This is a genomic window from Pontibacter ruber (genome assembly GCF_023630205.1).
Classification (GTDB): domain Bacteria; phylum Bacteroidota; class Bacteroidia; order Cytophagales; family Hymenobacteraceae; genus Pontibacter; species Pontibacter ruber.
In genome coordinates, this window is record NZ_JALPRR010000001.1 from 707,739 (window position 1) to 730,673 (window position 22,935).

18 protein-coding genes are annotated in these 22,935 nt (G+C 47.5%); 5 read left to right on the plus strand and 13 right to left on the minus strand.

Annotated elements, in window-relative coordinates:
- Nucleotides 1-166: 166 nt before the first annotated feature.
- The 7 genes from MJ611_RS03110 to MJ611_RS03140 all read right to left on the minus strand — a co-directional run bounded on the left by MJ611_RS03110 (nt 167) and on the right by MJ611_RS03140 (nt 6,525).
- Nucleotides 167-568, minus strand: coding sequence for a YkvA family protein (locus MJ611_RS03110; protein ID WP_250427945.1), 402 nt, complete (start codon nt 566-568; stop codon nt 167-169).
- A gap of 96 nt (nt 569-664) precedes the next feature.
- Nucleotides 665-1,393 carry a shikimate dehydrogenase family protein gene (locus MJ611_RS03115; RefSeq protein WP_250427946.1) on the minus strand — a complete coding sequence of 243 codons (729 nt, stop codon included), beginning with the start codon at nt 1,391-1,393 and terminating at the stop codon, nt 665-667.
- A gap of 70 nt (nt 1,394-1,463) precedes the next feature.
- Nucleotides 1,464-2,408 (minus strand): DUF368 domain-containing protein, encoded by a 945-nt coding sequence (locus MJ611_RS03120; RefSeq protein WP_250427947.1) that lies wholly within the window; start codon nt 2,406-2,408, stop codon nt 1,464-1,466.
- A 96-nt stretch (nt 2,409-2,504) separates the two neighbouring features.
- Nucleotides 2,505-3,287, minus strand: a complete 783-nt coding sequence (locus MJ611_RS03125; protein ID WP_250427948.1) for a phosphosulfolactate synthase — start codon at nt 3,285-3,287, stop codon at nt 2,505-2,507.
- A gap of 6 nt (nt 3,288-3,293) precedes the next feature.
- Nucleotides 3,294-4,691 carry a tetratricopeptide repeat protein gene (locus MJ611_RS03130; protein ID WP_250427949.1) on the minus strand — a complete coding sequence of 466 codons (1,398 nt, stop codon included), beginning with the start codon at nt 4,689-4,691 and terminating at the stop codon, nt 3,294-3,296.
- A 67-nt stretch (nt 4,692-4,758) separates the two neighbouring features.
- A complete protein-coding gene (locus MJ611_RS03135; RefSeq protein WP_250427950.1) occupies nt 4,759-5,760 on the minus strand; it encodes an NAD-dependent epimerase/dehydratase family protein in 1,002 nt (333 codons plus the stop codon).
- Nucleotides 5,761-5,778: 18 nt separating this feature from the next.
- Nucleotides 5,779-6,525 (minus strand): tyrosine-protein phosphatase, encoded by a 747-nt coding sequence (locus MJ611_RS03140; protein ID WP_250427951.1) that lies wholly within the window; start codon nt 6,523-6,525, stop codon nt 5,779-5,781.
- 270 nt (nt 6,526-6,795) lie between these two features.
- Here MJ611_RS03140 and MJ611_RS03145 point away from each other — a divergent pair, with 270 nt between their 5' ends.
- From MJ611_RS03145 to hpf, 4 genes are all read left to right on the plus strand, one after another.
- A complete protein-coding gene (locus tag MJ611_RS03145) occupies nt 6,796-7,935 on the plus strand; it encodes an acyl-CoA dehydrogenase family protein (RefSeq protein WP_250427952.1) in 1,140 nt (379 codons plus the stop codon).
- 166 nt (nt 7,936-8,101) lie between these two features.
- Entirely contained in the window at nt 8,102-8,296 is a 195-nt protein-coding gene (gene rpsU, locus MJ611_RS03150; protein WP_250427953.1) for a 30S ribosomal protein S21, read from the plus strand.
- Nucleotides 8,297-8,366: 70 nt separating this feature from the next.
- Nucleotides 8,367-9,245: a tyrosine-type recombinase/integrase gene (locus MJ611_RS03155; RefSeq protein WP_250427954.1), complete on the plus strand. Its 879-nt coding sequence runs from the start codon at nt 8,367-8,369 to the stop codon at nt 9,243-9,245.
- Nucleotides 9,246-9,269: 24 nt separating this feature from the next.
- A complete protein-coding gene (gene hpf, locus MJ611_RS03160; protein ID WP_250427955.1) occupies nt 9,270-9,569 on the plus strand; it encodes a ribosome hibernation-promoting factor, HPF/YfiA family in 300 nt (99 codons plus the stop codon).
- An 83-nt stretch (nt 9,570-9,652) separates the two neighbouring features.
- On the opposite strand, the gene metK is transcribed toward hpf, so the two are convergent.
- Nucleotides 9,653-10,957 (minus strand): methionine adenosyltransferase, encoded by a 1,305-nt coding sequence (gene metK / locus MJ611_RS03165; RefSeq protein WP_250427957.1) that lies wholly within the window; start codon nt 10,955-10,957, stop codon nt 9,653-9,655.
- Between the two features lie 317 nt (nt 10,958-11,274).
- Here metK and MJ611_RS03170 point away from each other — a divergent pair, with 317 nt between their 5' ends.
- The gene (locus MJ611_RS03170) at nt 11,275-12,096 is read left to right on the plus strand and encodes a phosphatase PAP2 family protein (protein WP_250427958.1); all 822 of its coding nucleotides are present in this window, start codon (nt 11,275-11,277) and stop codon (nt 12,094-12,096) included.
- A 111-nt stretch (nt 12,097-12,207) separates the two neighbouring features.
- Here the strand turns inward: MJ611_RS03170 and MJ611_RS03175 are convergent, their stop codons facing one another.
- From MJ611_RS03175 to MJ611_RS03195, 5 genes are all read right to left on the minus strand, one after another.
- The gene (locus MJ611_RS03175) at nt 12,208-13,626 is read right to left on the minus strand and encodes a RagB/SusD family nutrient uptake outer membrane protein (protein ID WP_250427959.1); all 1,419 of its coding nucleotides are present in this window, start codon (nt 13,624-13,626) and stop codon (nt 12,208-12,210) included.
- Nucleotides 13,627-13,638: 12 nt separating this feature from the next.
- The gene (locus tag MJ611_RS03180; RefSeq protein ID WP_250427960.1) at nt 13,639-16,644 is read right to left on the minus strand and encodes a SusC/RagA family TonB-linked outer membrane protein; all 3,006 of its coding nucleotides are present in this window, start codon (nt 16,642-16,644) and stop codon (nt 13,639-13,641) included.
- 588 nt (nt 16,645-17,232) lie between these two features.
- Nucleotides 17,233-19,632 (minus strand): prolyl oligopeptidase family serine peptidase, encoded by a 2,400-nt coding sequence (locus tag MJ611_RS03185; protein WP_250427961.1) that lies wholly within the window; start codon nt 19,630-19,632, stop codon nt 17,233-17,235.
- Between the two features lie 109 nt (nt 19,633-19,741).
- Entirely contained in the window at nt 19,742-21,418 is a 1,677-nt protein-coding gene (locus tag MJ611_RS03190) for an amidase (protein ID WP_250427962.1), read from the minus strand.
- A gap of 170 nt (nt 21,419-21,588) precedes the next feature.
- A complete protein-coding gene (locus MJ611_RS03195; protein ID WP_250427963.1) occupies nt 21,589-22,923 on the minus strand; it encodes a RagB/SusD family nutrient uptake outer membrane protein in 1,335 nt (444 codons plus the stop codon).
- Nucleotides 22,924-22,935: the final 12 nt, after the last annotated feature.

The following is a 22,935-nucleotide window of genomic DNA, read 5'->3' on the forward strand; positions in this document are numbered from 1 at the left end:
TGTTATTGTATTACTTTATTCCGTTTTCGGGAGATACATAATTCTGGTGAAGCCTGATTGAAAGACAGCAGAATGCCTGTGCAGGAAAGCCAGCGGTTCTTTTAAAAACAGAAAGCCTCCCTGGGCAGGAGGCTTTCTGTTTTATACTTATATAGTTGTTTATACTTTAGAGCATGCTCATGTAAAGCAGCTTGTAGAGGAACACCGCTACAAACGTAGCTGCCAGTACCCAAACGTAGCCAACTATCCGGTAAGCCGCTGCCGTAGCTTCGCAATGGCTGCACAGCTCCTGATAAGCCTGCAGGCGCGCCTGACCCAGCACGTTTTTAGATACCAGCTGGTATGCCAGGTGCACACCCAGCGCCACCACTACCACGTCATCTATAAAACCGAACACGGCTTTCAGGTCGGGTATCAGGTCGATGGGGCTGATGGCATAGCCAAGCACAAACGCAAGCAACAAGCCCACGTACCACTTCACCCGGCTGTCGCGGGTGGCGAGGTATAGCGCGTAAATCTCTGTGTTGATTTCCTGTGTCTTGTGGCGAAGGGTGGTTAGCTGTGTCATAGGCTGCTTGTCTATCTCAGCCTTTTACGGGGCGACAGCAGCAGAATGTTACAACATAACACAGGTTGTTTGCAATACAGATTGATTCTTAACGTTTTATGCGTTCCAAATGGACCATGCGGCTTCTGCCTGTCCGTACAACATTTCTAAACCATTCAGGGTAGCGGCTCCGGCTGCTTTTCCATGCTGCAGAAACAGCGTCTGTTCCGGGTTGTACACCAGGTCGTAGAGAAAATGTTCAGGCGTCAGATGCTCGTATAGCAGCGGCGGACAAGTGTCCGCTTCCGGGTACATACCTAGCGGGGTGGTGTTGATGATCAAATGGTGATGACGCAGCACATCAGGTGTTATATCCCTGTAGCTCAACGTGTTTACACCTTCTGTCCTGGATACCAGCGTATAACTTATACCCAGCGCATCGAGTGCTGCCGTAACGGCTTTGGCTGCTCCGCCGGTTCCCAGCACCAGGGCCTTATGCTTTAGCGGGTAAAATTTTTCAAGTGAGTTTTTAAACCCTACATAATCTGTGTTGTAGCCTACCGTTCTGCCATTGGTAATCCTGATCGTATTCACCGCCCCGATCCGGGCAGCTGCTTCGTCCAGCTCGTCCAGCAATGGGATGACTTCCTCTTTGTAAGGCACCGTAACATTCAGGCCTACCAGAGCTGGTTCCTTAGCTAGCAGTGCAGGCAATTGGGCGATCTGCTCCAGTTCGTACAGCTCGTATGCTGCATCGGTAATGCCCTCCCGAGCGAACTTTTCGGTGAAGTAACGCTTCGAAAAAGAGTGCCCCAGCTTTCTGCCGATCAGACCAAATTTGCGCATTTCCGTTGTTCGTGTTTCGTTATTCGTTTATCAGGATTTGTGTCCGTAGCTTCTCACAAAGTTTAAGTACCTATACTTCAGTCGAATGATCGTCGGTTACCCGATCGATAAAGTATACCAACAGGAACCCGAAGATCGCCAGCAGGATGCCGTACAGCAGGTAAGGTTCTTCGCCGGTTAGCTGCAGGTAGTCGGTCGGCAGCACGTTGGCCTGCACCAGTGGCTTCACTTCGCCGTGGCGGTCGATGTAGGTTTCAAGGGTATTTTTCCAGGGCCATACTTTGTTCAGAGAGCCCACCATAAAGCCTGTCAGAAGCGATACGGTGATGTTGTGGTAATGCTTGAGCATCCAGTTCAGTACATGCGAAAACGACAGGATGCCGGTAACGCAACCCAGGCCGAACGTAAGTATAATGGCCAGTTTCAGGTCTTTCACCGCATTAAGTATAAATTCATACTTGGCCATCAACACCAGAATAAAGCTCCCGGAAATGCCCGGCAAGATCATGGCACAGATCGCGATAGCACCCGATATGAAAATAAACCAGTAAGCTTCCGGGGTTTGCGTAGGGGTGGCCACGGTTATCCAGTAAGCGATAGCGGCACCAAGTATAAACGCCAGCACCACCATCGGTGTCCAGCGGGTAATTTTTTTACCGACAACCACCGCCGAGGCAACGATCAGCCCGAAAAAGAAAGACCAGAGCAATTCCGGATGGTACTCCAGCAAGTATAAAACCAGCCGCGAGAGCATTAGGATAGAGAACCCGATACCAGCCAGCAGCACCACCAGGAAATTGCCGTTGATGTGCTTCCAAAAACCCGCAAAGTTCAGACGGAGCAACAGCTTTACCGCTTCACCGTTTACAGAGCGGATAGAATCAAGCAGTTCTTCATATATGCCCGTAATAAAGGCAATTGTACCTCCTGATACACCCGGCACTACATCGGCTGCGCCCATGCTCACCCCTTTCGAGAACAGCAGCAAATACTGTTTTAGGTTTCTTCTTTCCATACTTGTTTTTTTCTCTTAACCGGTACGCTGTACTAGCTGACAAAAAAATTGCCCATCCGGGATAACCGGTGGGCAACCTTGTAATTGATGTATATACTACCCTCTGCGAGGATTGTTATCCATTTCCAGGAAATGAGAGAAGGTGTCGCCACGCAGGCCAAGGCGTATTGTTTCCAGCGGAATGATCTCGCTTGGAGCAATGTTGCCCAGGTTTACGTTAGCGCCCAGCAGCTTGATAAACCATACCTGCTGTGCTTTCTGCGGAGCTTCCCAGAGTATCTTTTCGAACGGGATCTTGGTCAGGATCTCTTCTACAAGGCCGCTGCGTACCTCGCCGGTAGAACGGAACAAACCTACGTTACCGCCTTCACGTGCTTCCCCGATCACCTTCCAGGCACCGGCATCAAGCTCTGCCTGCATCAGCCTGATCCACATGTACGGCGGAATGATCTTCTCTGCGTCTTTGGAACCTACTTCTGACAAAACGGTTACCTGTTCTGCAAGCGTCTGGATATACTCGCATTTCTGGCCGTGGTCCATTTCCAGCGATCCGTCCGATACTTCGGCAAAGGTCATGTTATACTTGTCCAGGATGCGGCGGTAATCGTCGAACTGGTTTCTGACAACAAAGGCCTCGAACAGCGTGCCTCCAAAGTAGGTGGGTATACCTGCGGCTCTGTAAACATCCAGCTTTTTCTGCAGATTAGGCACCACATACGAGGTAGCCCAGCCAAGCTTAACGATGTCTACATAATCACCCGCTACTTCCAAAAAGTCTTCAACTTCCCGGATACTAAGGCCCTTATCCATGGCCATGGTAAAACCTCTTTCACGGGGCTTGGACTCGCGCTCCGGTAAGTTATTCAGCGTATAATTCATGTAGTTTTATTTGCGGTACTGGTCAATTAATCGGGACAATGCACGCTGCGACTCCAGTTCAGGAAAGAACTCGAAGAGAAGCTTATGCTTTTCGAAGTCCAAAATTAAAGCATTTTCCAGATAATTGTAAGCTTCGCGATATTTTCCTGCCGAAAGCAGGTACGCACACGCCCGATAGTACAATTCCGCCTCGTCCGGCTGAATCTCGATTGCGTTCAGAATGATATCGGTTGCCTCGTCGAAATTGCCCTGCTCGTACAGGATAATCGACCAGTTCAGGTAGATATCTTTATCGCCCGGCTGCACTTCAGCGGCCCGTGCATAGCTCTCCAGCGCCGATACCACATGCCCCACATGATATTCTGCAGCCGCCAGCGCAACCCAGTAATCGGCACTGTCGGAGTATAAGTCAACAGCCTTTTTGAAGAAGTGCACTGCCTCGTACCATTTACCCTGTGCATCCAGTATAACCCCGATGCCAAACCAGGCCTCGTCCATTTCCGGGTCAAGGTCGATGGACTTCTGATAGTACCTTCTGGACAGATCCCACTGGCGCAGCTTTTCGTAGCACTCCCCGATGTTGCAGTATACTTCCGCCGACGGCGAGCCGTGCTCCAGCATCGCATTGAATGCCTCTATCGCCTTGCTGTACTCTCCTAAAAACACATAGGCATTGGCCATGTTGTTGTAGGCGGTGATAAAATCAGGCTTGATGATGGTGGCGTAATCGTAAGATGCAATGGCCTTGTCGTACATGCCCAGCTTGTTGTACACGTTGCCCAGGTTAAACCAGGCCACATAAGAATACGGGTCCTTGTCGACGAACTCCTGGAAAAAAGGAAGGTGCTCGCGCATGGTACCTGTTATCTCCATGCAGTACACCACCTCCTGCATTGCCGCTTCGTTCTCGATGTTCAGGGCAATACACTTTTTGTAGTACTTGATGGCGTTGCTGAACTTGCCCCAGCTCTGGTAGGCAAGTCCGATGTTAAAGTAAATATCGTCTCGGTCTTCTGCATACGCCACTGCCTTTTTGAAGTGGTCAATGGCATCGCGGTACTCGCCACGCTGTGTAAAAATAATGCCACGCGTCAGCAGCACATCCGGGTTATCCGGCTCTACCTCCCCTACCTGGTTGATCAGGACCAATGCCTCGTCAAATTTGCCGGACATCGCCAGCAACTGTGCTTTATCGATCAGCAGTTCAGAAGAGAAAGGATATTGGGCAATAGCAGAATCGCAGGCCATTATCGCCTTCTTGTAATCGAAGTTAGCAGTATAATGGTCTATAATATATTCAAAGTCAGTAAGGTCAAAAAATACAGTCTCATTACTCCCCAGCATTTGCTCGAACCGCTGTATCAGTTCAAGGTCTTCGCTGTTCTCGTCAAAGTTATCTTTCATCTCCAAAAATCCAACAGGCTGCACCAAAACAGCCTTTGTCCTATTACATTTTAATGCTGCAAATAGTTTAGATTACCTGGCTTGGTTTAAAGCCATTTTGAGCAGGTGCAGAGGCAAGCAACTGGCTGCAGCTCCAGGCAATGGTCTCCTCCAGCGGACGGAAATCCATTGCTACTGCCTGCTTTATTTTCTCATTGCTGAACAGGTGGCTTTTCGCGGAAACACGGGCTGTGTCTTTCGTGATCAGCGGCCTTTTTCCGGTAAGCCAGGACCGTACGTGCTCCAGGCGCCATACTACTTCGGCAAGCGCCGGAGGCACCTTTGTACCGGGCGCTTTTTTGCCCAGGCACCTGGCAGCTTGTGTAAAGAAGTCCTTGTAGGTAAGCTGCCCTGCATTCAATATAAATCTTTCTCCGGAAATATCCGAGAAAGTAAGTCGTATCATCGCCTCTACCACATCGCGCACATCCACAAAGTTGGCGCTGCCTATAGTATAAAAACGACGCTCATCAAACACATACTTAAACAGCCGGGTACTGCTGCGGTTCCAGTCCGCAGGCCCGAGCACCACCGATGGATTTACGATCACGGTATCCAGCCCTTCGGATACGCCGCGCCATACTTCCAGCTCTCCGAAATACTTGGAACTGGCGTAAGCAGAATGCTCTTCTGCCTGGTCCCATTTGTTGCGCTCGCTCAGCACGGTAGCCCCTTTGGGCCTGCCAATCGCTGCTATGGAGCTTACGTGGCAAAGTTTTATACTTCCGGCTTCCAGGCAGGCATCCACGATGTTGGCGGTACCCTCCACGTTCACCTTTTTGAGCAGTTCCTCATCCTGCGGGGCATACGAAACAAGCCCTGCGCAATGGAATACATACCGCACCCCGTCCAGGGCTTCCCGCAGCAGAACCGGGTCCAGGATATCGCCTTCCACCCACTGCACTTTATCGGCACCCCGCACAGCCGGTTTCTGCCCCCTGTACAAAGCCCTTACCGGGTGCCCCAGTTCCAGAAGCGCCTCTATAAGAAAGCTACCGATCAGGCCACTGCCGCCTGTTACAAATATCATTGCTGCGGAAATAGTTAATTAGAGTTGATTGTTGAGCAAAGGTAGCTCCAGTGCCTTTTGAAGGTATTTGCAGCCAAGCACCTTTTGCAAGGAGTTTGTATGCTTCAGGCTGTGTGCATCCGACCCCAGGAAATCCACCATACCGGCATCAATCAGTTTCTCGGCCACTTGCCTGGCTGCCGGCGAATAGTAACCCGTTAGGGAGTTAAGATTTGGCTGAAACAGCACACCGTAATCCCGTAACGCCACCAGTTCGTCAAACTTTCCATAAAAATAAGTATAACGTTCCGGGTGGGCGAGTACCGGTTTATACCCAAAGGTACGCATTTTAAAGATAGCCTCCCGCAGGTTCAGGGGCTCGTTAAGAAAAGACGTTTCGAACAGCAGATACTTGTCGCCAAACGTCAGCAGCTCTTCGCCGTTCTCCAGCTTGTCCAGGAAGCCTTCATCCAGGTAATGTTCAGCGGCACAATCCAGCTCCATCTGTATGCCGGCGTCTTTTACAGCTATCTTCAGCACCTCCAGGCGTTCCCGTATACCTTCTGGCGTGTTCCTGTAAAAATCGCTCATGATGTGAGGCGTCATGATCAGTTTGCGGTAGCCCAGCTCCTGCATAACCTGCACCAGCTCCAGCGAGCGCTCCAGTGTATCTGCTCCGTCGTCGAGGCCCGGCAGAATATGCGAATGCATATCCACGCCCAACACGCTCAGAGAGGCCTCTGGCGCAGTGCTACTACCAAACAGATTCTGAATAAACTTTATCATTTACCTACACCAACAGCATTATGGCAGCCAACCGGCCACCCTGCTTTTACAAGAACACAAAGCAAGTTCAAAATAAAGCAATTATCATGCGCAATCAAAATATGTTCGCATGAGCAGGCGCAGCTCTTAACTGCCTTTATCAAAGGGTAATTTGTATCATAGCATTGGGCAATTGCACGTAATTATATAGCTTTGTAAACAACGATACAACAGACTCGTTATATACGCGACATACACCCTTAATAACTATAACTTTCTTTAACTTAACTAATGGAATTAAAAGCTACAGAAAACCAGCGCATGATTGCGGACATGGTCCGGGATTTCGGGGCAAAGCACATTAAACCTAAAATGCGCGAGTGGGACGAAAGCCAGGAGTTCCCGGTGGAAGTGTTCAAGCAATTAGGCGAGCTGGGCCTGATGGGCGTGCTGGTACCAACCGAGTATGGCGGCTCCGGCTTCGGTTACCTGGAGTACGTAACTGCCATTGCCGAGCTTTCCAAGATCGATGGTTCTATCGGCCTTTCGATGGCAGCGCACAACTCCCTTTGCACAGGCCACATCCTGCAGTTTGGCAACGAAGAGCAGAAGCAGAAATACCTGCCGAAGCTGGCTACTGCAGAATGGATCGGAGCCTGGGGTCTTACAGAGCCAAATACCGGTTCTGACGCAGGCAACATGCGCACCGTAGCAGTACAGGACGGCGAGTACTGGGTGATCAATGGTGCCAAGAACTTTATTACGCATGGCAAAACAGGCAATGTAGCAGTGGTGATCGTGCGTACGGGCGAGGTTGGCGATTCCCATGGCATGACTGCTTTTGTTATTGAGAAAGGCACCCCTGGCTTCAGTGCCGGCCGCAAAGAAGACAAACTGGGCATGCGTGCCTCTGAAACAACAGAGCTTATCTTCCAGGATTGCCGCGTACACCAGAGCCAGATTTTGGGCAATGTAGGCGAAGGCTTTATCCAGGCCATGAAAGTGCTGGACGGCGGACGCATCTCGATTGCTGCCCTTTCTTTAGGCATCGCACAAGGCGCTTTTGAAGCAGCCCTTGCTTACTCACAGGAGCGCTCGCAGTTCAACAAACCGATATCAAGCTTCCAGGGCATTGCCTTCAAACTGGCTGATATGGCCACGGAGATCGAAGCGGCATCGCTGCTTACCTACCAGGCAGCCGACATGAAGAACCGCGGCCTGAACGTGAACAAAGAATCGGCTATGGCCAAGCTGTATGCTTCGGAAGTATCGGTAAGAGTGGCTAACGAGGCGGTGCAGATCTTCGGTGGTTACGGCTTTACCAAAGATTACCCGGCAGAGAAATATTACCGCGACGCCAAGCTTTGCACCATCGGCGAAGGCACCAGCGAAATTCAGAAACTGGTAATTTCCAGGGCTATCCTGAAGTAACAGATACGTATAAAAACACGTTAAATATTCCCTCCAGTGTGGTTTTACAGCTCCACTGGCGACACTTTTGTATAGATTGAGATAAATATTTTCTCAATCTATTGATTTATAGACAAAAGCTTTTGTAAATTTGCAACCCTAAATATCAGTAGAAGCGAGAGAAAACATGATTATTGTAAACGTAAAAGATAACGAGTCAGTAGACCGCGCGTTAAAAAGATTTAAGAAGAAATTCGAAAGAACTGGTGTTCTTAAAGAACTGAGATCCAGAACGTTCTTCCAGAAGCCATCTGTAACAAAGAGAAAGCAGAAGGAGAAAGCGAAATACATTCAGTCGCTTTTCGCTCAGCAAAACTACTAGTCTTTCGACCAAGATATCTTATTTTTCCATAAATTAGTATATCTGATTCACCCATCAGGTATACTAGTTTATGGATTTATTTTTTAAGTACCTCCAGTACGAAAAACGGTACAGCCCGCATACGCTTACCTCCTACCACACCGATCTCGGGCAATTTGCCCAGTACCTACAAAAGGTATACGAGATCACCGATGCGGCCGAAGCCGACCATGCCATTATCCGCTCCTGGATACTATCGCTGGTGCAGCGTAACCTGGAGCCACGCTCCATCAACCGTAAGATTGCCTGCCTGCGCACATACTATCGATTCTTATTAGGTCAGCAGCGGATAAAGGCCAACCCAATGCTGCGCATCAAGGCACCCAAGGCATCTAAAAAGCTACCAGGCTTTGTACCCGAGGAGCCTTTCAACAACTTTCTGGACAGCTTTACTTTCGAAGATACTTTTGAAGGGCAGCGCGACAGGCTTATACTTGAGTTCCTGTACGGCACCGGCATGCGCCTTGCCGAACTCATCAACATCGAACATGCCAACATAGACCTGCACGCAAAAACAGTACGTGTATTGGGCAAAGGAAACAAAGAGCGCATCGTACCGATCAACGACTCGCTTTATACCTGCCTGGAAGACTACCTGGCCTACAAGAAAGCCGCAGTTAGCGATAACAATTCAGAAAAGCTGCTCGTTACAACAAAAGCACGCCCCCTTTATCCAAAATTTGTTTACCGTGTAGTTAAAAAGTACATCAGCTTGGTTACAACCTCAGAACATAACAGCCCGCACGTACTGCGTCATTCTTTTGCTACACACCTGCTGAACAATGGAGCCGATCTTAATGCCATAAAGGACTTGCTGGGGCATGCCAGCCTGGCAGCAACACAGGTATATACCCATAACTCTATCGAGAAGCTTAAATCGATCTTCGAGAAAGCGCATCCCAAAGCATAAGTTAAACCTTTAATATGTACGACTATGAAGTTACAGATTCATTCTATCCACTTCGAGGCTGACAAGCAGCTGACCGATTTCATTCAACAACGAGTAGATAAACTGGAAACATTCTACGACCGTGTTGTGGATGGTGAAGTGTTTCTTAAACATAACAACAGCGACGGCACAAACACAAAGACCGTAGAGATAAAACTGTACGTACCGGGCAGTACCCTTTTCTCAGAAGAAGACGCTCCTTCTTTTGAAGCCGCCGCCGATGCCGCCGTGGAAGCCATGCGCCGCCAGCTTAAGAAGTTCAAAGACAAGCAGGCAGCCTTTTAAGCCATACTTAATTATATCAACCTGATTTAAAAAGAAAGGTCCGCTAACTCTAGCGGACCTTTCTTTTTATAGTTCTGCTTCGGTTATAAACCAAAAGCTTCTTTGATCTTATCTACATAATCCAGTTTCTCCCAGGTAAAGGTTTCGTACTCCTTCACCTCTGTGTTGCCATTTCTGGAGTATTCTACACGCTTAATACCCGGCGTTCTGCCCATGTGGCCATAAGCAGCCGTTTCAGAGAAGATAGGGTTCTGCAGGCCGTAACGCTGTACGATGGCATACGGACGCATGTCGAAAATTTTGTCTACTCTCTCTGCAATTTCGCCGTCGCTCATCACGCTGCCGCTCGCATCCTTCACTTTGGTAGAGCCATACGTTGTCACGTACAAACCAACCGGCTTGGCAACGCCAATCGCATAAGCTACCTGCACCAATGCCTGATCTGCTACACCAGCTGCTACCAGGTTCTTGGCAATATGGCGTGCAGCGTAAGCTGCCGAACGGTCTACTTTAGAAGAGTCTTTTCCGGAGAAAGCACCACCACCGTGCGCACCTTTACCACCGTAGGTATCTACAATGATCTTACGGCCAGTCAGGCCCGTGTCGCCGTGTGGTCCACCGATCACGAATTTACCAGTCGGGTTGATGTGGTAAACGATGTCGCTGTTAAACAGCTTCTGGATACGCTCCGGCAACTGCTTCAGCACGCGTGGGATCAGGATGCTGTCCACATCGGCTTTGATCTTTGCCACCATTTGCTTCTCTGCTGCATCCTTCGCTTCTGAAGTATTGCTTTCCGGCAGCACAAACTCATCGTGCTGTGTCGAGATAACAATCGTATCGATCTTCTCCGGCACGTGGTTGTCGCTGTAGCGGATCGTTACCTGCGATTTTGCATCCGGGCGAAGGTATGTCATTTCTTTGCCTTCCTTGCGGATGGCAGCAAGTTCCTCCAGCAGCAGGTGCGAAATGCTTAATGCCAGCGGCATGTAGTTGTCGGTTTCGTTGGTAGCGTAACCAAACATCATCCCCTGGTCACCGGCTCCCTGATCTTCCGGGTTAGCACGCTCTACGCCCTGGTTAATGTCGCTCGACTGCTCGTGTATGGCAGAGATAACGCCGCAGGCATCGGCATCGAACATGTATTCAGATTTAGTATAGCCAATACGCTTGATCACGTCGCGGGCCACTTTCTGTACATCAACGTAGGCTTCTGATTTAACCTCGCCGCTCAGCACCACCAGACCGGTAGTAACCAGTGTTTCGCAGGCCACTTTAGACTGCGGGTCCTGCTTTAGGAATTCATCAAGTAGCGCGTCCGATATCTGGTCAGCTACTTTATCAGGGTGTCCTTCTGACACAGACTCAGAAGTGAATAAGTATGGCATTTTGCAAATGGGTTTAGGTACAAAGTATAAACCGGCTGCTCTAACACAGCAGATACAAAGCTAAGGGAAATACGGCACACTTAAAAAACATGATGTAAATGAAGGGGAATATTAAAGCACCTTACGTTAGTTTATTATGAAAGTACAAACAAGCTATCATTTTTGTTGTTAAACATTTACAAAGTAGTATCAAAACGGGTAACCGTAGGTATAGGTTTAACTTAAAATCTGAGGTGAAAAGCCTGCCGCAGCTACTAAACCTTTTATATATAGTCGCGTTTCAAGAGCATTGAATTTTTCTATTTCAAAAAGATCATATGAAACCATCTATAGTTATCGTATTTATACTTTCTCTCCTTACCAGCACGGCGCGTGCTCAGGATGACTCCCCTTACAGAACAAGATTTGCCGTTGACGCCCCTGTAACAATTGCGGGCATGGGTCTAAGCTACTACGGTCTTACCCTGATGCAGGACAAAGAAGGCTTAACGGAAGAGGAGGTTGCCAATCTCAGAAAAAGTGATGTAAACGGCTTTGACCGTTTCTCTGCCGGGTACCATTCGGATGCAGCCAAAAAAGCGAGTGATTACCCTTTTTACGGCTCCTTTGCCATGCCGCTAGCCGTTATGCTCCTGAATGACAATGTACGCAGTAAGTTCGGGCAGGTAGCGGTATTGTATGTTCAGACGATGGCTGTGACCGGTACGTTGTTCACTATTACCAACGGCCTTGTACCGCGCACCAGACCGATGGTTTACAGTAACGATGTGGAGATGTCGGACCGGACCAACTCAAACGCCCGGAACTCTTTTTACGCCGGCCATACGGCTGCTACTGCCAGCGCTACATTCTTTGCAGCTAAGGTTTTCCACGATTTCAACCCTGACTCCCCTGCTCGGCCTTACGTTTGGGCTGCTGCAGCGGCCATCCCGGCCTCGGTCGGTTATTTGCGCCTGAAAGCTGGCAAGCACTTTTTGAGCGATAACTTGCTTGGCTACGGATTAGGAGCCGCTGCCGGAATCCTGGTGCCGCAACTGCATAAGAAAACAAACAACACAGGTATATCCATTGCTCCTACCGTGATTCCTACTTTAGAAGGATCTGCTTTTCAAGGAGCATCGTTTGCTTATACTTTTTAAAATATAGCTTAATAAAAAACAACTCACTTTGACTTGATAACCTCTAAAAAGAAACAGCCGGCGCTAAATAATAGCGCCGGCTGTTTCTTTTTAGAGGTACTAACTTTAAGATTAGTATCCTGGGTTAGGCTCAATATTAGGGTTAGCATCAAGCTCACCTTGTGGTATTGGCTGAATACGTCGGAAGTTGTCAACCGCAATCTCTCTTGCAGCACTTGGATGCTGAGCAGTACGGATAATAGGCAAGTTCAGGCGCATAAAGTCCCAGTAACGATGGCCTTCGAAAGCAAGCTCTTTACGTCTCTCGGTCAGGATATCCTGGATCAGCTGATCACCAACTGAAACATAAGGAGCCGCACCACGTGCTGTTGCTACTTCATTCAGTCTTCTTAGAGCTTCAATCGGGTTACCAGTTCTGGCTTCCGCTTCAGCAAGGGTCAGCAATACTTCTGCATAACGAATTACCTTGATATCATCTTTATCAGATGCGTTCAGCGTATTCGGATACTTCGCAACAATGTAAGCTGGGTTTACTGTACCTTTCTTACCTGCAGTTATAACGCTTTTGCGCACATCACCTTCTGCATAAGTGTTATACAGGTCTGTTGTAGCAAGCATGTCACCATAACCGTTCTGGTCATAGATGTAAGCCAGGGCATTTGTACCGTTGTTGTTTACACCATCCAGCGAAATTTCAAAGATAGTTTCAACCTTGTTGGTTACAGGTGCTGCATTTTTCCAGTAAGAAGCATAGTTAGCAGCAGAAACAAGCGTGTAGCCTCCGTTGGTAACTACATCCAGTGCTGCTTCCTTAGCCTTCTGATAATCTCCCATATACAAATATGCTCTTGCCTGCAGGGCTCTTGCGCCATACTTGTTTATATAAGAAGAGTTCTTAGTGGCTGTGATCAGGCTATATGCCTGATCTAAGTCAGCATTGATTTGTGCATACACTTCAGCTACAGTATTTCTCTTCGGATTTGATCCTGTATAGTAGCTTGTTGGGTTCTTTGGATCAAATGTTGTAACCAAAGGTACACCAAGTGCATTAGGGTTTACTGTATAAGGGGTTGCGAAGAACTTTGTTAGTTCGAAATAACACAAAGCTCTTACTGCATAAGCTTCACCTTTTAACTGATCAACAGTAGGGCTTGCAGGTACAGTAGCATTGATGATGGTGTTTGCTCTAAGAATAGTAGTATAGAGCGCGCTCCACATGTTTGCTGGCTCTGCAGTTGCAACCGTTGTAGTGTAAGCGTTTTGTGCGATATAACGACCTGAGTTCGCAGGAGCAATATACACGTTGTCAGCCATCAGATCGCCCATCAGCGGAATGTTACGTCCGAAAGTGTCCGTTGAGCGAAGCGACTGGTACATACCATTGGCTGCAGACTGCATATCATCTGCAGTAAGAATAGCACTGCCAATCGGCAGGGAAGAATACGGCTCCTGATCCAGGAACTCATCTTTACAAGACCCCAGCAGCAATGTTGCCGAGAGTAAAGACATATATATAAATCTCTTATTCATTAGTTACTAAAATTAAAAATTAACATTAAGACCTACAGTTACAGACTTAGAAGCTGGAATGTCTGCGTTCGCGCTGCTGTTAACGCCTGCTTCCGGATCTACTGTCAGATTATCATCATAAGTCTTGGTCAGAAGGTTTGTTCCACGCACGTAAACGTTAGCTCTTGACAGACCTACTTTCTCAACCCACTGAGACTTCAGATCGTAACCCAGGCTTAAGTTTCTCAAACGCATGAAGTCACCTTTGTACAAGAATCTTGTAGACAAAGAGCTGGAGTTGTTTGGCTGGTTGTAAACATACTTAGGAACATCTGTGATGTCTCCTTCTTTCTGCCATCTGTTCAGGTTCTTAGCATATTTGTTAGCCAAAGGATAAGAACCGTCCATCAGGTAATACTCCCAACCATCTCTTACATAGTTGCCATAGTTGAAAACAACCAACGCATCTAAAGTAAAGCCTTTGTAGTTGAATGTGTTGTTAAAGCCCCCGAAGAACTTAGGAGTACCGCTCTTGTAAAGTACTCTTGCTGCCTGGCTGTAAGATTTTGTTGTCTCAGTCTTTTCAGCATCTTTCCACCACATTGGGTCACCTGTAGCAGGGTCTACACCCGCCCACTGGCGTACATAGAAAGTTCTGTAATCTTCGCCTTCTCTCAGGATGTAAGCACCATCAATGATGTCTCTTCCGCCTACCAGTTTCGTGATTCTGTTTTTGTTGAAGGCAATGTTGAAGTTAGAAGTCCACTTGAACTCACCATCGATTGGAGAACCACCGATCGTTAATTCAAAACCGCTGTTCTTCATTTCGCCAATGTTCTGCAGAACAGAAGATCCGAAGCCATTTGTTCTGGAGATCTCACGGTACAGAAGCATGTCGCTTGTAACGCGCTCATAGTAATCAGCAGTAAATGTCAGGCGCTCACCAAAGAAGCCCAGGTCCACACCTACGTTGAATGGCTTGTTAAGCTCCCAGGTCAGGTCAGTGTTACCTAAGTTGTTGAAAGCTCCACCTGGCTGCTGGTTATAGTTAAAGCCGTAGCCAAACAGCGGACGCCAAGTATAGTTACCGATATCACCGTTACCGTTTACACCATAAGAAGATCTCAGCTTAGCAGTTGACACGAAGTCAAGATCCTTGATGAAGTCTTCTTCATGAGCGTTCCAGGTTGCACCGATAGACCAGAAATTACCATATCTGTTTTCTGAACCGAATCTTGAAGAACCGTCACGACGGAAAGTACCAGTCAGTACATATTTCTCATCATAGTTCAGGTTTAATGCAGAGATGATAGATGAGAAAGTATAATCTGAACCAGAAGCGTTACCTACAATCGGAACTGAAGCTACTGATGAAGAAGGCAGTGCCGTTGTTTTAGGATAAGTAGTAGAGTTCGTAGTAATGTTATACTGGCGAGACTTCTGTGCTTCATAGCCAAGCGTCGCATCAGCAGTTAACTTTTCTACACCTGGTACAGTGAAACGGTAATTTAACTGGTTAGTAGTAATCCAGTTGAACAAACGAGTGTAGTAGTTGTAACCACGACCAGATACTGTTCTACCATCACCATGGAATGGGTTCCAGAACATTTCTTCTTCAATAGTGATGTAGTCAACACCAACTTTAGAAGTGAATTTCAGGTTTTTGATGATGTTATACTCTGCACCGATAGATCCTAAAACCTTGGTGTTGCGCATATCTCTGATATCGTTTTCAACCAGGTACAGTGGGTTAAACTGTGAGTTGAAATTTGTGATACCTGTACGAGAAATGTTCAGTGAACCGTCTGGGTTGTAAGGGTTCTGTACTGGAAGCAAGAAGCCCATAGCCCCTACAGGGTTAGAGAAAGCACCACCGTTAGAAGGCGTAGTTTGGTTAATATTAGAAATATTAAGCTTGTTGAAGAAAGAGATCTTGTCGTTGATCTTGTGGTTCAGGTTCAAAGCACCTGAAATTCTTCTGAAGTCAGAGCCAATAACCGGAGCTTCCTGATCAAAGTAGCCACCTGAAACATAGAACTGAGTTTTCTCATTTCCACCAGAAGCTGACAGGTTGTATGTCTGCTGGTTTCCTCTTCTTGTAATAAGGTCTCTCCAATCGGTGTCTACTCCGGAGCCTTCGCCAAATGCAAGCATTGTCTCGTTAACTACATCCGCTGAATAACCTGCATTTACAAGACCTTCACGGGTTAACTCTAAATACTGTGCTGCATTTAAGTATTCACCAGCTTCAGGAACTGTAGCAACGTCAGTATAGCCCTGCTCTGTTGTGAAGTTGAACTTTGTTTTTCCTGATTTACCAGACTTGGTTGTGATTACGATTACACCGTTTGCACCTCTGGAACCATAGATAGACGTAGAAGCCGCATCCTTAAGAACTGTTACACTCTCGATGTCGTTCGGGTTCAGGCCTGCTAACTGGTTAGCAGAAGTTGTGTTTCTGGAAAGGTCACCAGAGTTGATGATCACACCATCCACAACGTATAGCGGGTTAGAACCAGCGTTGATTGAGCCTACACCTCTGATACGGATCTGCTGGCTAGCACCTGGCTGGCCTGAGCTACCTACTGATTGCAAACCTGCAACCTGTCCCTGCAGCAACTGATCAACTGAAGGCATTGGCTTGTCTTCCAGTTTCGAAGCGCTAACTGTAGTTACAGAACCTGTTACTTCACTTTTAACTGTTGTGCCGTAACCGGTGATAACAACTTCAGAAAGCTGTTTGTTGTCAACTCCTAAAGCAACATCAATAACTGAACCATTAATGGCACGCTCAACAGTAGCATAGCCAATGTAGCGGAATACCAGTGTGGTAGACCCTGCAGGCACGTTTACTGTATAAGTACCATCAACGCTTGTAGAAGCACCTGCAGTTGTACCCTTTACAACGACAGACACCCCAGGCAATGGTTGTCCTGTCCCAGCGTCGGTTACCTTCCCTGAGACGGCCTGATTTTGCGCCCACGCCTGGCTAACAAGCGTTAGGAGCACAACCAAGCTCAAAAATAGAACTTTTCTCATAAATTAAAATTAGAATAATTGGTTGTTTGGTATTAGATTAAGCAGTCAAAGTTACTACCTAATTGGTTATAACTACACTATACCTGAAAAAAAATACGCTTTGAACGTTTTAAAGCTATTTTTCACAAATCCACCATGTTCCCAGTGCATTTATCTTGTTCATATATAAGCATTTACATCTCTTGTTATGTAGATTATAAAATTTCAATTTGATGTTCCAACATAATATATAGTATAGTACTATATTTCCACAATTACAAAATACATCTCAGGAGAAAAAAGAAAGGCGACAGAAACAAAGCTTCTGCCGCCTAACACTGAATTGTATATTTTCTTTTTGCCGGATAATAAACTATCAAATACCTGCTCCTGAGCAGCCATTTGCGCGTTTTTTTAATGCGCTCAAATAAGAAATTGCAAGTCAGCAACTTACATCTCCACCACACGTTTCAGCGTCCTGTTAGTGTAAACAAGCCTCTCGACTCTAACATTTACCTCTCCGATCTTCTAGCTACTTATACTCCATTAAAAACAAAGGCGTGAGATGTTGTTACACCTCACGCCCTTAGAATACCCTGTGTTAAGCTTTTACTTTTTCAGGTTCTGCTCAAAGAGTTTGTAGATACGCTTATACTCGTCTGTCCAGCTGGCAGGCTCTACAAAACCATGGTCCTCTACCGGGTAAACAGCCAGTTCCCAGTTATCTTTGCCCAGCTCGATCAGGCGCTGCGACAGGCGCACGATATCCTGGAAGTGTACGTTTGTGTCTACCATACCATGGCACATAAGCAAGGCTCCTTTCAGACCTTCCGCATAGTAAATTGGGGAGCTCTTTGCATAGGCCAGACTATCGGTGTACGGTGTGTTCAGGATGTTGGAAGTATAGCCGTGGTTATAGTGTGCCCAGTCTGTTACAGAACGCAGCGCGGCTCCGGCAGCAAACACATCAGGCTGCGTGAACATGGCCATCAGCGTAATAAAGCCACCATAAGAACCACCGTAAATACCGATGCGTTTCGGATCAACGTTATACTTGTCGACGAGCAGCTTGGCACCATCCACATGGTCGCTCAGGTCTTTGCCACCCATAAACTGGTAGATACCCGTGCGTACGTCACGCCCATAACCGGCACTCCCCCTGTAGTCAATGTCCAGTACGGTATAGCCGTTATCGGCCAGGAAATTATGGAACATATACTCCCGGAAGTAATTGCTCCACCACTTGTGCGCATTCTGCAGGTAACCAGCCCCGTGTACAAAAATTACAGCCGGGCCGTTGGCTACTGCATTCTTTGGTTTGTATAGACGGGCGTATACATCAACGCCGTCGCTTGCTTTAAAGCTGATCACTTCCGGCTCGCGCCAGTTGTAAGATTTAAACTCCTTTGTAAGAGACTCGGTAACCTGGCGGGGCTTCGCACCTTTTTTGTTATCCATCACAAACAGCTCCCATGGCTTGTTGCTATAGGAGTAGCGTACGGCCAGCTTCTTTTCATCCGGCGACAACTCCACTTCATGTGCACCTGTCATGGTAGTTAGCTGCACCATCTCGCCACCCTGAAGCGGCATGCGGTAAAAATGCTGCTCTCCCGGATGTACCTTATTGGCAATGAAGTACCAGTGCTTTTTATCATCAGACATGCGCACGTTCGATACCTCAAACTTACCGCTGGTCAGCGCTTTTTTCTTGCCGCTGTTCACATTAACGGTATACAGGTGCGAATAGCCGCTTTCTTCCGAGTGGAACCACACGTTTTCGTTATCCGGCATCCAGCCAATATCACCAGCGCCGTAGCTAATTCCAGGTCCGTTGATCCAGGCTTCATCCCGCTGCCGGTCCAGCAATGTCAAGGCTCCCGTGGCCGGGTTCAGTTTCAGAATCCAGCGATCTTTGTTGTCGTTGGAGCGAGCCACTACCACAGCGTTCTTGCCGTTATCTGACCAGAAAGGGCCGAAGATAGTGGTGGAGCGCATTTCCTGCTTGGCTGCTTTCTCTGCTCCAGCCTTATCAGATCCGTCTTTGGCAGCTTGGGTCTGCAGGTAAGCAGGTTGTTCGTAAATACCTGCTATATCCTTCATGGTTACAGCAAAGGTTGTATCGCGGCGGGTGTCGTACACAAAGAACTCGTACGTTGCCTGCGCATCCCCCACCTTGGTTCGGGTGTTAATGTCCTCCGTGTACCCTGAGGAGGTAACAAAATCTGGAACAATAGCTATTCTTGCGTTTTTAGGCCTGTTAACAAGACGATAGGTAATAAACTGTTCGTCCGGGCTAAGCACGATATTATCTACAGACTTATTGCTGGTGTAGATCTCTTTCGGGCGCTTTGGCGTATCTGCTTTCTGCTGCTTTTTGGCTGCTTCTTTATCAGCTTCGCGTTCGCGTACTATTTGCAAAAGCTCCTTTTGCTGCTCCCGCAACCACACACGTTGCGGGTCTTTGGGTTCACCTTCAGCAGGCTTTACTCCTTTTTTGAAGTCTGTAAGTTGCGCCACCTGTCCGTTGGCAATATTCCAGGTATACAGGTTGCTGTCTTTCAGGTAAGCTATCTTTTTTTCGTCGTGGCTGAAAGAAGGGCTGCTTTCACGTTCAGAGGTGTTGGTAACCTGCTGTGCCTTTCCGCTCTTGATATCCAGCAGGAAGATATCTCCACTCTTTTCATATACTTTCTTGTTTTCAGCTCTGTTGTAACGACCAAACGGGCTTGGCAGGCTTCGGCGTTCCTGTGCACTTACTTTGCGGATGTTCTTGCCATCTGCCGACACGCTGTAGAGCGAATCTTTGCGATTGCCTTCAGGGTTCCAGTTGAAGTAGATCTTTTTGCCGTCTTCTGACCAGAAGATGTTGCTTGGAGAGATCCCGATCCATTTCGGATCGCGCATTATTTTCTCTACACTCAACTCCATTTTGCCATCCTGTGCCTGCAGCGCACCACCACAGAGTACGAGCCAGGCAGCAAGCGCAAGTGCCTTTCTTTTAAATAACATGTTAGCTTGTTTATTGAAGGGTGTTAGTATTTAGACGTTACAAATTAGCTGATTAAGTATGACACGCCAAATTCAGCCATACTTAATCAGCTGTTATACTTTCAAATCTCTATTGCTTTTCTGCCTTTAAAGCAAGGGTTGGGTGCTTCTCCTCAAAGTCTGAGAGTCCCTGATAAAATTTGGCGAGTGCCAGTACTTGTGCCTCCCCGAACAGTTTACCCATAAAGGTAATGGTTGTCGGCATGCCGTTTTTTTGGAAGCCGTTCGGCAACACCACACATGGGTGGCCTGTCAGGTTCGTAAACACAAGGTTGTTGCTTGCAAAAGATGGGCTGATGTATACATCAATGTCTTTCATCTTCTTCTGCATCTCCTGGATCATGAGCGTACGGACACGCTGTGCCTGCAGGTACTCCACAGCCGGCACAAAGCGAGCCGATCTAAAACTGTTGGGCCATGCATTTTTATGTTGCTGCACCATCAGGCTGTCGCGCCCGCTTCGGGTCAGTTCATCAAAGGCAGCAGCACCCTCAACAGAGATGGTTAGTGTCAGGTCGCGCACCGGAAAGTCAGGCAGCTCCATAGGTACCAGCTCGATACCAGCCTTCCGAAGTGCCTCCAGGGTTGCCTGGTCGTTCTGCTTAAAGCCATACTCCCGCTCGAAATCCTTCTTCAGGTAGCCTACCCGCAGCTTCTTCACATCTATCTTGTCGTTGTAGTTGAAGGGCGCATCGTAAACCGATAAGTCCTGACCATCCGGCCCGTAGATCGCATTGAACACAATGGCACAATCTTCTGCCGTACGCGCTATCGGGCCAATTTTATCCATCGACCAGCTCAGGGCCATTGCTCCGTGCCGGCTCACCCGGCCGTAAGTAGGACGCAAGCCAGTTGTACCGCAGGCAGTGGATGGGGAGACAATAGAGCCAAGTGTTTCGGTGCCGATTGCAAAAGGGAGCAAGCCTGCTGCTACCGCCGAAGCAGAGCCAGCCGATGAACCGCTTGAGCCTTTGGAGATATCCCATGGCGAACGGGTTTTGCCTCCATACCATACATCGCCCATGGCAAGTTCTCCTAAAGTCAGTTTTGCTACCATCACACCACCTGCCTCTTCCAGACGCTGCACTACCGTGGCATCCATGTCAATCTGCTGATCTTTGTAAGGCACAGAACCCCATGTTGTTTTGTAGCCTTTTGTAGCCAGCAGGTCTTTTACACCAAACGGTATCCCGTGCAGCATGCCTTTATACTTGCCGGACTTTATCTCCTGGTCTGCTTTGCGGGCCTGCTGCATAGCCCGCTCTTCTGTAAGCGTAGTCACACATTCCAGCGTGGGACCATATTGCTTCAGGCGGTTCAGGAAAAACGTCGTAAGCTCTACGGAGGAAATTTGCTTGGTACGGATCAGCTCGGCCAATTGCGGCACGGTATAAAAAGCCAGATCTTCTTTGTTGGCGGGAAGCTTTGTTTTCTTCGCCCGTTCTACTTCAAACTTTTCCCGCTTCTGCTCAAAAGTATAACCTACCGGAATCGGGTTGAACATGATCGCCGGTGCTACCTCATTCCCTAACGGCTGCTTTCTTACATTGGCATAACCTGCCCTAAAATCCTGCACCTCGCTTACAGCAGAGTCGAGCTGCGCATTGGTGAAATTCAACCCCATCAGCTGCTGTGCACCCTGCAGCATCGCTACCGTTATCTTAGTTTCATCTGCTACTTTGGTAACGAAGGCTCCGGAGGCAAAGCATGCCACTCCAAGTAATGCAGCTTTGTATTCTCTTTTCATATTGCTTTCTGTTTTATTCTATTTTCCCACAATTTAATTATTAGCTTATAATAGTATAGAATTTTTCAACAGTTTACTTTTCTACCCCACTACAAACCAATTCCAATGCTGTTTGCAAATAAAAAAAGGCAGGAAAAACTTCCTGCCTTTTCATTTCTGTGCTCAAGCTATTAATAACCTGTGTTCTGAGTTATCACACCGCCAGAAGTAAGCACTTCTCTCTGCGGAATTGGCCACAGGTTCTTGTTAGCATCTGCCAGACCTGTAGTGTTTGTTCTTCTCAGGTCGAACCAGTAGTGACCTTCGTGAGCTAACTCTATTCGTCTTTCTTTCAGAATAGCGTTAATCAGATCCTGACCAGTAGCTACTAAAGGTGTCAAACCAGCTCTAGCTCTAACTCTGTTCACTAAATCTAAGGCTTCTAACTCATTTGCAGCACCCCCAAGCCTGGCTAATGCTTCGGCTCTGTTCAAAAGTACTTCCGCATATCTGATCAGAAGCACGTTATCATCGCCACCTGCAATCTTAGTATACTTTTGCGTATAGCTCCCGTTCACGTTTACAGGGAGACGTTTATCAGTTGCCTCATGTGCACCAGCTAAGCTTGCATCCGGAGAAACCTCATTTCTACCACCAAGACTGGTCGGGAACCAGAAGAAGGCAATAGAGTTTGAGTTTACCGGATCGAACTGTAGTTCCCAGATTGCTTCTGATGTATTCTTCAGCGCATAAATATCACCATAGTTAGCAGCTAAGCTATATTTACCCAGCTCTATTACCTGCTTTGCAAGGTCTGCTGCTAACTGGTAATCTTTCTGATACAAAGCCACTCTTGATTTAAGCGCTAGCGCAGCAGCTTTTGAAGCTCTGCCTTTGTTACCACCATTCAGGTTCTCAATTGCAAAGTCAAGGTCTTGGTATACTTGTGCAATAACTTCGGCTTCAGACGCTCTTGCAAGCGGTTCTGCATCTGCTGCAGTAAGTGTTGGCGTTAGTTTCAACGGCACACCAACTCCGTTTTCGCCATAACCTGTGCCAGAGCCGCCAAAATAATTGATCAGGTTAAAGTAATGGTAAGCACGCAGGAATCTGGCTTCTCCTAAAGCTGCATTGTTATTGAAAGCAGGATCGCTGATGTTAGGAATAACAGATATCAGCGTGTTTACCCTGTTAACACCATCGTAAATGGCATTCCACATGTTGCTGATTTCCACGTTATCTGCCAGAATGCTATTCTGCTCGATCTGTGCAAATGAAGGGAAAGTACCTGTGTGCGCCACGTTAGCCGTTGCAAGATCAGCGAAAACGAAGTAACGCAAACCCATATAGTTAGCACTCTGTAGTGCGCTGTAGGCACCAATTAAACCTGCTTCAACACCAGTTCGTGTATTGTATGCAGAGTCAGCCGGTAGGGAAGCCTGAGGCTCAACATCAAGCACTTCGCATGCCGATGTAGAGAGAAGCAGACCCAAGGCTAAAACTTTGAAATATCTTCTATTTATCATTTTAATCAACTT

Bases quoted from the DNA above. Each gene is read 5' to 3' on its own strand.
- MJ611_RS03110 (WP_250427945.1), bottom strand. From the start codon at position 568: ATGACACAGCTAACCACCCTTCGCCACAAGACACAGGAAATCAACACA.
- MJ611_RS03115 (WP_250427946.1), bottom strand. From the start codon at position 1,393: ATGCGCAAATTTGGTCTGATCGGCAGAAAGCTGGGGCACTCTTTTTCG.
- MJ611_RS03120 (WP_250427947.1), bottom strand. From the start codon at position 2,408: ATGGAAAGAAGAAACCTAAAACAGTATTTGCTGCTGTTCTCGAAAGGG.
- MJ611_RS03125 (WP_250427948.1), bottom strand. From the start codon at position 3,287: ATGAATTATACGCTGAATAACTTACCGGAGCGCGAGTCCAAGCCCCGT.
- MJ611_RS03130 (WP_250427949.1), bottom strand. From the start codon at position 4,691: ATGAAAGATAACTTTGACGAGAACAGCGAAGACCTTGAACTGATACAG.
- MJ611_RS03135 (WP_250427950.1), bottom strand. From the start codon at position 5,760: ATGATATTTGTAACAGGCGGCAGTGGCCTGATCGGTAGCTTTCTTATA.
- MJ611_RS03140 (WP_250427951.1), bottom strand. From the start codon at position 6,525: ATGATAAAGTTTATTCAGAATCTGTTTGGTAGTAGCACTGCGCCAGAG.
- MJ611_RS03145 (WP_250427952.1), top strand. From the start codon at position 6,796: ATGGAATTAAAAGCTACAGAAAACCAGCGCATGATTGCGGACATGGTC.
- rpsU (WP_250427953.1), top strand. From the start codon at position 8,102: ATGATTATTGTAAACGTAAAAGATAACGAGTCAGTAGACCGCGCGTTA.
- MJ611_RS03155 (WP_250427954.1), top strand. From the start codon at position 8,367: ATGGATTTATTTTTTAAGTACCTCCAGTACGAAAAACGGTACAGCCCG.
- hpf (WP_250427955.1), top strand. From the start codon at position 9,270: ATGAAGTTACAGATTCATTCTATCCACTTCGAGGCTGACAAGCAGCTG.
- metK (WP_250427957.1), bottom strand. From the start codon at position 10,957: ATGCCATACTTATTCACTTCTGAGTCTGTGTCAGAAGGACACCCTGAT.
- MJ611_RS03170 (WP_250427958.1), top strand. From the start codon at position 11,275: ATGAAACCATCTATAGTTATCGTATTTATACTTTCTCTCCTTACCAGC.
- MJ611_RS03175 (WP_250427959.1), bottom strand. From the start codon at position 13,626: ATGAATAAGAGATTTATATATATGTCTTTACTCTCGGCAACATTGCTG.
- MJ611_RS03180 (WP_250427960.1), bottom strand. From the start codon at position 16,644: ATGAGAAAAGTTCTATTTTTGAGCTTGGTTGTGCTCCTAACGCTTGTT.
- MJ611_RS03185 (WP_250427961.1), bottom strand. From the start codon at position 19,632: ATGTTATTTAAAAGAAAGGCACTTGCGCTTGCTGCCTGGCTCGTACTC.
- MJ611_RS03190 (WP_250427962.1), bottom strand. From the start codon at position 21,418: ATGAAAAGAGAATACAAAGCTGCATTACTTGGAGTGGCATGCTTTGCC.
- MJ611_RS03195 (WP_250427963.1), bottom strand. From the start codon at position 22,923: ATGATAAATAGAAGATATTTCAAAGTTTTAGCCTTGGGTCTGCTTCTC.